Source organism: Croceibacterium selenioxidans (assembly GCF_018599195.1).
In the GTDB taxonomy this organism is placed as follows: domain Bacteria; phylum Pseudomonadota; class Alphaproteobacteria; order Sphingomonadales; family Sphingomonadaceae; genus Croceibacterium_A; species Croceibacterium_A selenioxidans.
In genome coordinates this window covers 17,487-32,210 of the sequence record NZ_JAHFVK010000002.1, presented here as the reverse complement: position 1 = coordinate 32,210, position 14,724 = coordinate 17,487, and the positions used below count along the sequence as shown (strand labels likewise).

Annotated in this window: 10 protein-coding genes; 6 read left to right on the top strand and 4 right to left on the bottom strand. The window is 60.8% G+C overall.

Going from position 1 to position 14,724, the window contains the following annotated elements; translation table 11 throughout:
• Window positions 1-10: 10 nt before the first annotated feature.
• Complete coding sequence (locus KK137_RS09165; RefSeq protein WP_214536144.1) at window positions 11-1,711, bottom strand: CocE/NonD family hydrolase; 1,701 nt, start codon at window positions 1,709-1,711, stop codon at window positions 11-13.
• A gap of 8 nt (window positions 1,712-1,719) precedes the next feature.
• Complete coding sequence (locus tag KK137_RS09160; RefSeq protein WP_214536143.1) at window positions 1,720-4,464, bottom strand: TonB-dependent receptor domain-containing protein; 2,745 nt, start codon at window positions 4,462-4,464, stop codon at window positions 1,720-1,722.
• A gap of 321 nt (window positions 4,465-4,785) precedes the next feature.
• Between KK137_RS09160 and KK137_RS09155 the strand changes: the two genes are divergently transcribed.
• Window positions 4,786-5,364, top strand: coding sequence for a MarR family winged helix-turn-helix transcriptional regulator (locus KK137_RS09155; protein ID WP_214536142.1), 579 nt, complete (start codon window positions 4,786-4,788; stop codon window positions 5,362-5,364).
• A 17-nt stretch (window positions 5,365-5,381) separates the two neighbouring features.
• A complete protein-coding gene (locus tag KK137_RS09150) occupies window positions 5,382-6,326 on the top strand; it encodes a PepSY-associated TM helix domain-containing protein (protein ID WP_214536141.1) in 945 nt (314 codons plus the stop codon).
• A 62-nt stretch (window positions 6,327-6,388) separates the two neighbouring features.
• On the opposite strand, the gene KK137_RS09145 is transcribed toward KK137_RS09150, so the two are convergent.
• Window positions 6,389-7,714 (bottom strand): MFS transporter, encoded by a 1,326-nt coding sequence (locus KK137_RS09145; RefSeq protein WP_214536140.1) that lies wholly within the window; start codon window positions 7,712-7,714, stop codon window positions 6,389-6,391.
• Between the two features lie 302 nt (window positions 7,715-8,016).
• On the opposite strand from KK137_RS09145, the gene KK137_RS09140 reads away from it, so the two are divergent.
• Window positions 8,017-8,760, top strand: coding sequence for an SDR family oxidoreductase (locus tag KK137_RS09140; protein ID WP_214536139.1), 744 nt, complete (start codon window positions 8,017-8,019; stop codon window positions 8,758-8,760).
• Between the two features lie 431 nt (window positions 8,761-9,191).
• Complete coding sequence (locus tag KK137_RS09135; protein WP_338028108.1) at window positions 9,192-11,732, top strand: G8 domain-containing protein; 2,541 nt, start codon at window positions 9,192-9,194, stop codon at window positions 11,730-11,732.
• Between the two features lie 285 nt (window positions 11,733-12,017).
• Here the strand turns inward: KK137_RS09135 and KK137_RS09130 are convergent, their stop codons facing one another.
• Window positions 12,018-12,902 carry a LysR family transcriptional regulator gene (locus KK137_RS09130; protein WP_214536137.1) on the bottom strand — a complete coding sequence of 295 codons (885 nt, stop codon included), beginning with the start codon at window positions 12,900-12,902 and terminating at the stop codon, window positions 12,018-12,020.
• 97 nt (window positions 12,903-12,999) lie between these two features.
• On the opposite strand from KK137_RS09130, the gene KK137_RS09125 reads away from it, so the two are divergent.
• Entirely contained in the window at window positions 13,000-14,043 is a 1,044-nt protein-coding gene (locus KK137_RS09125; RefSeq protein WP_214536136.1) for a zinc-binding alcohol dehydrogenase family protein, read from the top strand.
• Complete coding sequence (locus KK137_RS09120) at window positions 14,040-14,438, top strand: nuclear transport factor 2 family protein (protein WP_214536135.1); 399 nt, start codon at window positions 14,040-14,042, stop codon at window positions 14,436-14,438. Before KK137_RS09125 ends, KK137_RS09120 begins: the two co-directional genes overlap by 4 nt.
• Window positions 14,439-14,724 lie beyond the last annotated feature (286 nt).

Below are 14,724 nucleotides of genomic sequence, written 5' to 3'. Positions count from 1 at the left end.
GGGTGGCCGCCTACGCCGGGGGAACGACCGGCACGAGCAAATGGCTGTCGTAGGATCCGCCCGCATGGATCAGGTGCCGGCCCTTGTTGCGCAAGTCCTCGTGCCTCGCATACGGCAGGTTGGGCAACGCATCGCGGTAGATATCCATGCCCTTGACCACGACGCGAAGGCTCTCACCGGCCCGGAACAGCGTGGATGAGGGCCAGATTTCGATTTCCACGGGAACGATTTCGCCAGGACGGAGCCGTTGCTCGCGCAGATGGCTGTGTACTGGCTGCCAGGGCGTCGAACGCTCCTCGTCCAGTTCGCGATGGCTGGCACGTAGCCAGCCAAGCGCTACGGGTCCGTTGTCGTAGAAGGCGTAGAAATGAAATCCGACTGGTCTGCCAGCAACGTCGAGCTTTTGCAGGGCCACGAACGAGTCGAGGTCATCGGCCCCGCTTGTCTCTACCCATAGCTTGAGCTTGCTGTAGCCGGTTAGCTCGGTGTCTTGATCAAACCGGAAATCGAACAAAGCTTCTCCAGCAGTGTCGCAAGGATCGTACGCGATCGACGCCGCCTCGGGCACCGGCTGCTCGCGCAGAGAATTCTGAGTAACATCGAGGTAGAGCGGGCGGTACTCTGTGCGCGCCAGCGGCCACTCGCGCTCTGACCTCATCGACCGCTGATGCGCGCTCTCGCGGACCTCGATCGACACGCGCGGCCAGCTTTGCACCCCGCGATCCTTCCCCTTGAGGAACTGATCGAAGAAGTCTGCCAGTCGCAGGCGGCTTTCCGGCCGATAGTAATTGGCCCACTTCTTGTCACCGTGGATGGTGAGCCACTTATCCGGCGACGCCATCTGCCGCCACGCCTCGATCGTGCCGCGCGTATGCAGGCCCTGGTCGGACCAACTGGCGACGACATAGGCGGGGATATCGATCGCGCAGAGGTCGATTTCCTTGCTTTGCCAATATTCGTCATACAGTGGGTGAGCCCGGACATTGGCGGCCGTATCTTCGGTCCTACCCAGTGAAAAACGCAGGTTGTCCGAGCCGCGGGGCACGAAGCCGGTTTCGCGGATGCCTCCATGATAGGCGAACTCGCGATACCAGTCGGAGAACCCTTCCCAGGGATTGAGCGCGGCAAGATGCGGCGGCTTGAGGGAGGCGACGAGATATTGGATTGCGGCAAGGTAGGAAACGCCGGTCATCCCGACTTTTCCGTTGCTCCAGGGCAGGGCCGCGAGGAACTCGATACAATCGTAGCAATCTTTGCCTTCGCCGATCCCATTGTGGCGCAAATCACCTTCGGACAGCCATGCCCCACGCGGATCGGCAAAGACTACCGCGTAGCCACGGGGGCACCAGAACAGGGGATCGGGCGCCTCGAATGCCGTGAAGCGGGACATCCAGCCGTCCTGCACACCCGAAGGGGGCCAGAGCGATCCTGAAAGACCGTGCTTGCCGTAGGGGCTCCAGCCCAGGATGACGGGCAGATCGGCATCGGGAGCCGATGCAGGCCGGTAAATGTCGACCAAAATCCTGACGCCGTCGCGCATCGGCACTTCGACGTTGCGCTCGATCAGCAAGCCTTCTTCCTCCCACGACACGTAGTCGCGAGGAGGAAGCGGCGGCTTGTTGGGGGCGGTCGAAGGATCGACCCCTTGGCGCATGATCAGCTCGAACCTGCCGGCAGGCTGGCTTGCGCCTTGTGGTTTCCGCCTGTCCATGGGACGGCTCAATAGGCTACCCTCACACCAATCTTGTAGCTGCGCCCGACGACATCGTAGAGCACGTTGTTGGTCGGTCCGAAGCTCGAGGGCAGGTTGTTGGGCGGATCCTTGTCGAACAGGTTGTTGACTACCCCAAACAGCTCCACGTGGCGGTCACCGCTTTCCCACAGCCGGTACTGGGCATTGAGGTTCACGTAAGTGACGCTCTCGACCAGGTTATCGTTGATGCTGTTGGGCAGAAGCGGGCTGTAGCCTTCCTGGTGCGGACCGATATTTGTGACCTGGAACAATCCGCTGGAGATATGGCGAAGCTGCAGCTGGGTCGAAAAGCGATCGCTGGAATAGCCCGCAAAGGCGTTGATGGAATAATCGGGAACGCCGGACGGCTGCGAAACACCCGAACCGTTCTGACCCGCACGGTCGGTGGATACGCCGGCGGTATCGATGGTGATCAGATCCTTCACGTAAGTGACCAGCACCCTGACATTGAAATCTGCCCGCGATGACAGAGGCACGCTGTAATCTGCCTCAAAATCCCATCCTCTTGTGATGAGAGTGTTGAGGTTGAGGTTCGGATTGATGATCTGGGTGATCACGCCCGACCCGTCACGGATGACGAAGTCGCACAGTGCGGCATTACCTTCCTGGCAGCGCGATACGATCGTTTGCGCGCCCAGAGTGCTGATCGCCCCATCCAACGCGATGTCGAACCAATCGGCAGAGAAGCGCAATTTCCCGGCCGAACCGAGGCCGGCCGTGACGACCGCTCCCGCGGTCCAGGTGTTGGCGATCTCGGGCATGAGCGCGGCATTGCCGCTGAGCAGCGTTGGATAGAGCCCGCGTGCCCCCCCGTTTGCCGGGTCGTCGACCGTCTGGAAGGAGCTTTGCGGTGCGCCATAGAGCTCGAACAGGTTTGGCGCGCGGATGTCCCGGGAGCGGGTTCCGCGGAAGCGAAGGAACTCAAACGGCTGCCAATTTGCGCCGATCTTCCAAGTCTCGACTTGCCCGCTGGTGCTATAATCAGTCACGCGCAGGGCGCCATTGAGTTCGGCACTGTAGGCAAACGGCAGATCGCGCGCCAACGGCAGCGCCATCTCGACGAACCCTTCCTTCACCTCAAGATGTTGTGAACCCCCGACGATGCCTCCACCCGGACTGGTGAAGAAGTCGTTCGCCGCGGATATCGGGTCGGTGGAGGACGAAACCCCGTCGCGCCGATATTCCACGCCTCCTGCCACGGCGAGAGGGCCCGCCCACAGATCAACCACATCACCCCGCAAGGTGAGCGCTGCGACATGTTGTGTCAGCGTCGTGTCCTGCATCGCCGTGCCGGTTACGTAGTTCCGTGCAGCTGCGCTGGGGGAGCCGTTTCCGAAGGGGTTGAGCGGCTCGCAGGCCGGATCGTCATTCGCCGGGTTGGCGTCGGCATTGACGCGGCAAACGATGCCTCCCGCGCCATCGTCGACAGCGTCGATCGCCTTGCGAACCCGCGAGTTGATCGTCGTGTTATAGCCGCGCTGCGAGTAGTCCGTCTGTCCGTACTGATAGTACCCGTCGAGGGTCCAGTTGCTGCCGATGTCCCAATCGAACCCGGTGACGAGGCGGTAAGTCTCGCGACTGACATCACCCAACTGTGGACCGATGTCGTTCCAAATGCGGCCGAACGGCACGCAATTGCGAGTGTCGGTGGCGCTTTGCAGGGATGGCGCGCAGCGCGCGTTGGCGGCAGCCATCTGGGCGACGAATGCATCGGAAAGGAACGCGTTGTCACTGAAGATCCCAAATGATCCAGCGGGCGAAATATCGCGACGGGCAGAACCCAGGATCTGCCCCTCCACGTGTCCGAACGAACCCTCGGCGAACAGCTTCACCTTGTCCGAGAGATCATAATCCAGGCTGGCGAAACTATTGACGCGCCGGCTTGCCGAAGAGAGTGGGAAAAATTCATAGAAAGCTAGCTTCGGATCACCACCGCCGCTTTGGAACAGGCCTGCCCCGCCGTAGACGCCGTAGTCATGCGCGAACGTCGTTCCATCGGGATTGAATTCGGTGCCGCGCAACGGCCCACCGATGATCAGGCCGTTCAGCGAGGCCGTTGCCGTCCGCGCGTTCGGCATAATGATCGTGGCAGGCTGGCCTGCGATCACTCGTTCCGTGGTGCTCCCGGCCTTGAACGGATTGCTGATCGTGTTGTAGCTTTCCGCGCACCAGGCGCGGCTATAACAGTCTCCAGTTCCCTCGTTGTTTACAATTTCAACGCCGGCGACGAACCGTCCGCGGCCATCCGCAAACCCAGTGCCATAAGCACCGCTTATCAGGTACTCATCGTTGTCTGCGGAATTTGAAGTACCAAACTGGACAGTCGCGCGCAGCCCTTTGAGATCGCGGTTGATAATGAGGTTGGTGACGCCTGCCACGGCGTCAGAGCCATAGGCGGCAGAGGCCCCACCGGTTACCACTTCAACGCGTTCGATCAGGGAAGAGGGCACGAGGTTGAGATCGACGGTATTGGCAGGGGTGAACGAGCCCCCCGCAACGGTCGAGGCCACTACTCGGCGACCGTCGATCAGTACCAGAGTACGATTACCGCCCAATCCGCGAAGATCGGCGGTCGACGCGCCAAGATTGCTGACGAAGATCGCCGTGGTCGAGGGCGTGCTTTGGGGGCGAAACGCGGGAATTTCATTCAAGACCTGCGCGATGTTGGACGCGCCCTGGCGCGCGATCTGCTCTTCACCCAAGATCGTCACGGGGGTCGGCGCCGTAAACCCGGACCGCGCAATCCGCGAGCCGGTTACAACGATGGGGTCGCCCTCTACGGCGGCGTCCGGCGCTGCTTGCGTTGCGGAAGGTTCATTCTGGGCCGACGCGGGCGCTGACAGGCTTAACATCGCGGCAACGGCCACCAAACTCGTCGCTTGCAAGGGCGAAGTTAGCCGAACGCGCCTGTAGCTCAAATTGCTCATAATCTCTCCCTGCAGCGCCGCCGTTCCGTGGCGACTTTGGCGGAGTTTTCTCCACCGCAAAGCAAAGCTTCCCGCGTTATTGTTGATCTGTCAAGAAAATGAACCTTGCAGCGCTTTGGGGCATCGATATATCGATGCCAAGATTTCGCCGGGAGGACCAAGCTGACCCGCTCTGCTTCAAAAACGTCACGCTCTCGCGAGGCGAAACAGGATGCGGCGAGCCTTCCCAAGATCTGGCATCTCTTTAGCGACGACGGGTTACCCCAAAGACTGCTGCTGCTGGCGAAGATGATTGAGCGCCAGACGGCTCGCCAACTTCAGGCCGACTTCGATCTTTCCCTGGCACAATGGCGGGTGTTGGCCTTCGTCTGCATCGCGGGGCCGTCAACAGCGAGTTTCATGGGCGAAGCAGCGGAAGTGGACCAGGCCGAGATTAGTCGGGCCGTCAGAGCGCTGCTGGATAAGAAGCTGATCGTTCGCGAGTTTCAGCCTGGAAACCGAAAAACGATGGTCATCGCGCCGACCGAGCAAGGCCTGGCGCAGTTCAAACTCATCCGCGAACTGCGCCAGCGATATTTTGCTTTGATCACCAGCAAGCTATCTTCTGAGCAGAGAGCCACTGTAAACGTCGCACTTAGCTCGATGGCCGAAGACGTTGTTGTCGAACGAACAACGGCTCGCTGAACATCCGACTCTGAAAGATGCGCCGCGCGATCGTGAAACTTCACCGGTGGGTCGGCATAATCCTGCTGATCTATGTGGCGCTGATCAGCCTCACCGGAAGCGTGCTCGTCTACAGGCCGGAACTCTACCGGTTATTCGAGCCCCAACCCCTGGTAGTCAGCCCCGGCCCGCGGCTCCTTTCCGATGAGGAGATTCTGCAAAGCGCCGGGCGCGCATTCCCGGCGGAAACGGCAATCAAGGTCTGGCGCGGCCGACAGCCGAACCATGCCGTCGAGGTTGATCTGGAGAGCGAGGGACAGATCAGAAACTACCTGTTCGATCCCTATTCCGGCCATCCGCTCGGCCCCACGCTTCCGCTCGGATTCCGGGTGACCAGCGCCTTGCTCAAGTTTCATACCGAGCTGGTCGGCGGGGAAACCGGGCGGCTGGCCAACGGGGCGCTGGCGCTGTCATTTGTGTTCCTTGCGCTTTCCGGCGCGCTGGTCTGGCGGCCCCGGAGAGGTCGAGATGCGGTCAGGACGCCGGTCCTGCGGCGGCCTGGCGGTCTGCGCTACCTGCATATGACCGCCGGTATCTGGGCCGCCGCGCTCGTGTTCACGTGGGGGCTCACCGGACTCCACCTGGTGTTTCCCGGCGTCATGGAGAGCCTCGTCGACTTTTTCGAACCATTCGACGAGGCGAACCCGGTTGAAAGAACCGGCGACAAGGTCGCGTACTGGTTGGCCTATCTGCACTTCGGACGGTTCGGTGGCCGGATACCGGGTTGCGGCCCGGGCCCGTGCGGCGAAAGCCTCAAGGTTTTCTGGTCCTTCGCCGCGCTCGTTCCGGTGTTCCTGGCCGGATCGGGCCTGCTCCTGTGGTGGCGCGGCCGCCGGGCCAGACTGCGGGTCAAGTCGGGAGCCCGGCAAGCCGCTGACCGGCGGGAGGGTCTGCCCCTGGCGGGCGGCGGACCGCGAGGATGAATGCCCCGAGCGCTCTCTCACCGGACCCGCAAAGGACGCAGCCCGGCGGTTCATGAGGGGAGTCACCGGCGCGTTTGCGAGTTGTTGCCGAGCGTCAGATAGGCGGCCACGCCTGCAAGTGTGGCAAGGATCGCCGCAATAACCGCTGCGATCTGAAACGCGTCAATGAGGTCCAGTCCCGTTTCGGCGATGACTGCGCCGGAGAGCGCGGTTGCAATCAGGCCGCCGGTGCGCGCGGTAGCGCTGTTGAAGCCCGACGCCGTGCCAGTATGGTGCTCGTCGACCGAGGACAGGACGGCGGTAGTCAGCGGCGCAACGGCGCCCGACATTCCCAAAGCGATCACCACCATTCCAGGGAGGATGCTTGTCCAGTAGCTTGCATGAGGATCCGCGCGCATCAGCAGCGCAAAGCCAAGGCCCGTGACGATCGGCCCAAGTGTCAGGGGCCAGCGTGGCCCAATCCGCCCAGTCAGCCGGCCTGCAAGCGGCGAGGCTGCTCCGACCACGATCGAAAAAGGTAACAACGCCAGCCCGGCCTTCGTCGGGCTATAGTCGCCGCCAACGATCAACACATAGGGCAGCAACATGAGCAAGCCGCCGAGCGCCCCATAGAGCAGGAATGTGAGCAAGGAGAGGCCAACGAACGGCCGGGATGAAAACAGGGAAAGCGGCATCATCGCCCGATCACCCCGATGTCGCTCAGTCACAACGAACAACACGGAGAAAACAACGCCGGTGGCAAGGCCCAGCCAGGTTTGGATGCTCACCAAATGTTGGCTCGACCACCGGGTGAGCGTCCAGGTCAATGCGCCAAGCGCGGCAGTCGCAAGAATTGCACCCTGCCAATCCAGTGGGTCTTTGCTCCCTGCACTCTCGTCGACGTAACGCCAGGTAATGAGGATCGATGCCCCGGCGAGTGGAAGGTTGAGATAGAAAATGGCTCGCCAGCCGACCGTGTCGACCAGCCAGCCGCCGAGCGGCGGACCAATCGCGCTCGCGATTGCACCCGCCGCGGCCCAAATGCCCACCGCGCGGCCGCGCTCTTCACCTTCGAAGGAACTGCCGAGGATTCCCAGGCTGTTTGGCAACAACAACGCTGCGCCGATGCCCTGTACCGCGCGCAGCGCGAACAGCATCGTGAGATCGGCTGCGAGCGCGCAGCCCACCGACCCCGCCGCAAAAATGAGCACACCGATTATCAGCATGCGGCGCCGTCCATAATGGTCACCCATTGCGCCCCCGAGCAGCAACAGAGCGGATAGCGGCAAGAGATAGGCGTTGATGGTCCACGGAAGATCTGTGGCGCCGGCTTTCAGTTCCTTGCCAATGGCAGGCAGCGCGAGGTTCGTCACCGATCCGTCGATGAAGGCGAGGCTCGATGCCAGCATGGTTGCCGCGATGGTCCAGCGTGGGTGTTGGGCGAGCCCCGCGCCAGATGCGGCCTCGAAAGCCTGGGCCTGTCCCTTGTCACAGGCGACGTGAAGCGCGGTGGTCAACTCTAGCCTCCTTAAGTGACGAGATCGCCGTAGTTGGACGCCTGTCAGGTCCTCTCCGTGCGTTGCTATCGCACCGTTGAGCTCTGTTCGACCCACTGCACTGACTGGCAACGTGACGTCGTTGAGCTAATCGACGCTTCAAACGTTGACGCAGCAAATCCCTAGCTTGGCGAAGCGATAATGAGGAGTTCGGCATGAAACTCACTGGCAACACGATGCTCGTAACTGGAGGCGGCTCCGGCATTGGTCAGGCTCTGGCATGGCGGTTTCACGATCTCGGCAACACGGTTATCGTCGCAGGACGCGGCGTCGCGCGCCTTGGCGAGACAATCAAGGGCCGCGCAAATATGCACGCGCTCGCGCTTGATGTCGGTGACAATGGTTCGGTCGCCGCGGCGATGGACCTGCTGAAGCTCGATTTTCCTGCTCTCAACACGGCGATTCTCTCGGCAGGGATCATGACTTGGCAAGAGCTGGGCCGAGGTGGCGATATCGGGACGGCCGAGGAGGTGGTGAATATCAACTTGCTCGGGACGATGCGGACGGCCGAAGCGCTAATTCCGCTGATCGCAGGCAAACCCAATGCGGCCATCTGTACTGTGTCCTCGGGTCTCGGCTTCGTGCCGCTTCCTGCCGCTCCGGCGTATAGTGCGAGTAAGGCGGGGGTGCACTCTTACAGTCTGTCGCTGCGTCAGCGGCTGAAGGGACAGGTAGAAGTGATCGAGATACCGCCACCCGCCGTTCGGACCGGTCTCACGCCGGGGCAGGAAACACGCGAGGGCTACATGCCGCTCGATGCCTATATCGACGAAACGATGGCCAATTTCGAGCGCGAGCCCGGGGCGCAGGAGAACCTTGTCGCCAATGTTCTTCCCTTACGCTTTGCCGAGAAGAACGGAACGGTGGCCGAAATGCTCGACCATTTGGGCAGCTTCTGAACGGCGCGGCACTGTCAGACTAGGTGACCCTGTCCAGGACAACGTCATCACCATCTCAGCCAGGGAGTCTATTGGAAACAGGCCCACTCATCGCCATCGAGTTTCAGGCCTAAGCAGAAGCCATTACGACTTCTTCCGCCTTTTGCGGTTCCACCGCTTGGCAGAAGGATTCATTCATTTCATAGTCCTTCGCAAACAAAGCACAAGCGGGACTCGTGTGCCCGGAGAGGGGAAATTTGGTCATGCGCAAGCAGTCTAGGCTGTTCATTTACACTCGCCTCGTTGTAGCCTTCTTGCTGCTCGCAATGGGTGGGGGCGTCGCCGCGCAGGATCACGAGGATCACGCCAACATGGCGATGGACGGGGCCGCCCCGAGCGTGATCGTGCGGACCGTGAAGTGGTCGGACGCCGCGTCATGGCCGTCGGGCAAAGTGCCTGCGGCGGGCGAGGATGTCATCATTCCGCGCGGTACCGAAGTGATGCTCGACGTCAGCCCGCCCGAACTGCGCAGCCTCACTGTGCAGGGTAAGCTGACCTTTGCCGACGAGCGCGACCTGTTGCTTACCACCGAGTGGATCTACGTTCCCGGCGGCGAAGTGCAGATCGGTACTGAGGCCGATCCTTTCACCCACAGGGCCACCATCACGCTGACCGATAAGGTTAAGGGCGAGAACATCAACACCATGGGCGATCGCGGCATCATGCTGATGCGCGGCACGCTCAACATTCACGGCAACCGCACGCATACGTGGAGCAAGCTCGCCGCGACCGCTCCGAAGGGCGCGCGCCAGATCGAGGTGCTCGATGCTAGGGAATGGAAAGTGGGCGACGAGATCGTGCTCGCCTCGACCGACTTCAAACCGCGCCAGGCCGAGCGCCGCACCATCACAAGCGTGAACGGCAACACGATCAGCTTCGCCGAACCGCTGCAGTACATGCACTTTGGCGAGATCACCTTCGGCGTGGACGAGCGCGGCGAAGTCGCCATGCTGACCCGCAATATCAAGGTGCAGGCGTCGGAAGACGCGGCGACCAGCTATTTCGGCGGCCACATCATGGCGATGGGGGGATCGAAAGCGTTCGTCGACGGGGTGGAACTCAACCGCATGGGCCAGCACCTGACGCTGGCGCGCTATCCGATGCACTTCCACATAATCGGCGACGCGCCTGGCCAGTACATCAAGAACGCGTCGATCCACGACACCTACAACCGCTGCGTGACGGTACACGGCACGAATGACCTGCGCATCGAGAACAACGTGACCTTCAACACCGTGGGTCACTGCTTTTTCCTGGAAGACGGCATCGAGCACGGTAACGAGTTCGTCAGGAACTTGGCGATCCAGACAAAGTGTCATCCGACACTGGACTGCGTACCCACCAATCTCGCCGCCAACGGTGAGAAAGTCACCCAATACGAGAATCCTGCGGCCGCCAGGCAAGCCAGCTTCCACAGCGGGAACACCCTGCTGCCTTCGGATAACACGGTCGCGTCCTTCTGGATCACCAACCCGGACAACAGCTTCATCGACAATGTCGCGGCCGGTTCCGATCAAGTCGGCTTCTGGCTGTCGATCCCGGAACACCCCAACGGCGCTTTCCTGGGTACGGAAGTCAGCCTCAACACCTGGCCGCGCCGCACGCCGCTGCGCGCATTCAGGGGCAACACTGCCCATTCCAACTTCGACGGGTTCCTGATCGACCGGCACATCGACCAAGACAATACGTTTGGGCTGGCCTCCATCCCGTTGCTGCCTTTGACAGATCCCACCGATCTGGAAAGCGGAGTGATCGAGACGCACTTCGAGAATCTGACCGCCTACAAGAACCGCAATGGGGGTCTCTGGGGCCGGGGGGATCTTTACGTGTACAGCAACATGAAACTGGCTGACAATGCCATTGGCATGACGCAGGCCGCCGGCGATATCGGCAGCCTGCCTTTCAGTTCACGTCTGGTGGACGCGCTGGTCGTGGGCGAAACCGACAACATCGGCAATCCAACAACGCCCGACGAAGTGGCCTACGGACGCAGCCTGCCCAAGCCGTCCATCCCGGACTTCCCCATCCGCGGCTACGAATACTACGATTACCGCGATGATGTGGTGAACACGACATTCGTGAATTTCCAGGACAACGATCGGAGAAAGACAGGCGCGCTGTCGTTCCTGCTGTTCACGAGCGCGGGGCTCAGTACCGGAAGCACCATCAGCGGTGCTGAGTTCGTCAACGCCAAGCCGGTCTATTTTCCGAAATTCGATTCCCGGTTCGATAACGACAACCGCGGCGGCAATGCCTATCGGACCCTGTCCTTCCGCGACCTGGACGGATCGGTGACCGGCATCCCCAATTCCCAGGTTCTGCTGCACGACGGCGAAAATGACAGCGTCGCCACCGACGACAGCTGCGAGATCCGCCCCAGCTGGAATGCTTCCGTGTGCACGGGCGATATCGGACGCCTGAATCTCTCGGACAGCAGGGGCGAACTTCCACGCGCAGTCGATTTGGAATCCCGCACCGCCCGGTTCGCATTGCTCGCCTCGCTCGGTCCTAATGCGCCGAACACGCCCCTCGTCCAGGCCCAGCGTGCAGCGCTGTTCTCCCGCCGTGCTCCGCAGCCGCCCATCGCGCTTGTTCGCAATGGCAAGGAATTCAAGATCTCCGGAGATCAGAGCACCGTGCGGGCCGGCACTGAAATCCAGGTGAAAACCGAAAGGCCGGAAGTCACTCTCAGTCTGGCCGAAATGGACCAGGGCTCATGGGTCATTTTCGAACTGCCGGGTTTCACCCATGCGACCTCCGGAACGGAACAGGGCAGCATGGACGCCTTGCGCCAGGCGAACGAGACATCCTATTTCAGGGACAGGGACGCCCTCTGGGTCAAACTCGTTGCCGCGGCTCCGGTCATGGCGGTCATTCGTCCAACGGATCTGCAAGCCAGTATAGCGGTCAGCAGGGAAGATCGCGGCGGCTGACGCCACACAAGCAATGGAGCCGGTGCTGCGCTGGTGCGAGACGTTCTCTTCTCCACCGGCGCAGCGGACGGAACATTCATACTTCGCTGTAAAAGCCGGACGGACCCGGCGGCTCCCGGTAGGGCTCTATCGGGTCCTGTCAGTCTAACGCGAACCGTCTCCTTTTTGCGCACGATGGTCTTTGAAGAGCAGAACCTAGCTCGCCAGCATCTGCCACTCGGCCAGGGCCGCCGAGTGGCGTTCCTTGTAGGTACCATAAAACTCACGACATGAAGCAGCCCTTCATTATCTGGGCTTTGAAGACGGACCCCGCGTATTCTCTCCAAGCGCTTCCGTCAGAATGCCGATCAGGTGATCTGCCGTAATCCGAACCCGCTGGGAACGACGTATATCGGCATGCATGACCAGGAATGCCGGTCGCGTCGGAGCTGGTCTGTCGAGTGGAATCGGTAGGAGATTTGGATAGGACGTAGCCAGAAAGTCCGGAAGGAGCGCAATGCCGAGGCCCGCGAGCGCCGCGTTCAGCAAAGTTCCCATATCGTTGGATCGCAAAGCGAAATGCGCCTCGCGCCCATACTCATCGAACCACTGTTTTTGTGGCAGATCGGGAATGCTGTCGTCGAAGCCCAGATACAGTCGATCCCTCCGAGAGGGCGCAGTCCAATGTTCCAAACCATAAAGTCCATAGGAAACTTCCCCGACAGAGCGCGCCACAAGATCCGGCTCACTAGGGCGTCCGAGGCGAATGGCGATATCGGCTTCGGCGCGCATCAGGTCTGCCGCCCACCGCTCTCCGATTAGTTCCAGCGTGATTACCGGATGACTGGCGATGAAGCCGGCAAGTCCGGGAAGAATCAAATTAGAAAGCAATAAGGGCGGCGCCGATACACGAACCGTTCCCGCTAGAGGGTCGACACCGGAGGCAGATCTTTGAAACCCCAACACGCTTTCCTCAATCGCTTCCGCTCGCGATTGGAGATCGTTGCCTTCGTCCGTCAGTTGCCACCCGCGTGGCAGCCGGTCAAACAGGCGCAGCCTGATCTCCGTTTCCAACTGATCAACGCGACGCGAAACAGTGGAATGCTCCACATTCAGTGAGCGTGCAGCAGCTGACAGACTTCCGTTGCGCGCGACGGCCAGAAAATAACGAATGTCATCCCACTGCAGCATGCCATTATCCGATTATAAATGCACAGACCCTGGCGAAACATACCACATTCCGGTTGTCAGAGATCCTTGCAAAGATGCTCTCAGCACAGGAGCATTCATGCGAGCCATCGGTCTCTTCAAACCACTGCCTGCCGACAATCCAATGTCCTTAGTCGAACTTGACATTCCTGATCCCAAACCGGGTCCCAATGATCTGCTTGTTCGTATCGAGGCGATTTCGGTCAATCCGGCAGACTACAGGATGCGAAATCGCAAAGCCGACGACGGGACGTTTACTGTTCTTGGCTGGGATGCCACCGGAGAAGTCGTCGGCATGGGAGCTGACGTCCCAGGCTTTGCACTGGGTGATGCCGTCTACTATGCGGGGGATCTGTCTCGGCCGGGTGCCAACAGCGAATTGCACTTGGTCGACTCCGCCATCGTTGCGCGTCGCCCGGTCTCGCTCAGCGCCTCTGATGCGGTCAGCCTTCCCCTGACAGCATTGACGGCATGGGAGATCCTTTTTGAACGTTTCGGCCTTTGTCCCGGTCTCTCATCCGGTCCGTTGACGATTCTCATTGTCGGTGGGGCTGGCGGTGTTGGCTCTATCGCCATCCAACTCGCACGGATGGTTCCGGATCTGACGGTCATAGCAACCGCCTCGCGTCCCGCCTCCCGCGCATGGTGTGAACGCCTCGGCGCTCATGCCGTCATCGACCATTTTGCGGATATGGGTGCTCAACTCGCCGGCCAGGGCCTGCCTCGACCCAATCTTGTGCTCCTTCTGAATAATCCCGACCGGCATTACCCGGCCATGGCTAACCTTCTTGAGGCCCAAGGGCGAATTTGCTCCGTCGTGCCATTCGACACCGCACCAGATCTCAACCTTCTCATGCGCAAGAGCGCGAGCTTCCTCTGGGAGTTCATGTTCACGCGACCAATGTTCTCCACGCCGGACAAAGCACGGCAAGGCGAAATCCTGAAAAAAGTCGCGACCTTCGTTGATGAAGGCAAGCTTGCGCCGACAGCGAGCGCCAATCTGGGCCCCATCACAGCCGAAAACCTTCGCACTGCCCATGCCCGTCTGGAAAGCGGGCGAACGCTTGGCAAACTTGTCTTGTCAGGCTTCCCATCCCCGACCCGAAAGGAAAACTACCCATGACAGCCGCTGCACTCGTTCAGGCCTTCCTCGGCAATATCTTTGCCGGCAAAATGGATGAGGCGCTCTCGATGGTTGATCCGCAGGCCGTTTTCGTATCGGGAAACCCGCGTCCAAACCCCTCCAACCCGCTGCATGGGACCTTCGTGGGGCAGGACGGCGCCAGGGATTTCTTTGGCGGCTTCGGTTCTCTTTTGGAGCCGGGCGATTTCAATGTGACGGCCGCATTCGGTGACGACCATCACGCGGCACTTTACGGCACGCTTCGTCACAAAAGCCGCGAGACCGGCAGGGAGTTTGCCAGCGACTGGGCGTTGATTTGCCAAGTCCGGGACGAACGACTGGTCCTCTACCATTTCTATGAAGACACCGAAGCTCTTAGGGCAGCGATCGCCTGACCAAAGGAAGAGCGCCCTGACATCTGGACTAAAGCCGATTCAGGCGTGAACATCGGCCTGCCACCGAGGCGACGTGAACGCGCTTCCACGTCGCCTCGGATCGAGGTGCCCGACGCGGAGCCCGGTGCAATAAAGTAGCTCAAGGGCCCCAGAGTTGCGGGCGTTGGCGCCCTAAAGATCGCGGCGCTTGCCGATCGCCGCCTGGCGTGGAGTGACATTCGCGCCAAGTCGGGTTTCTTGGGACGCGGCATTGCGCTGTCGTACTTCAAGTCTGTCCTGCTGCCAT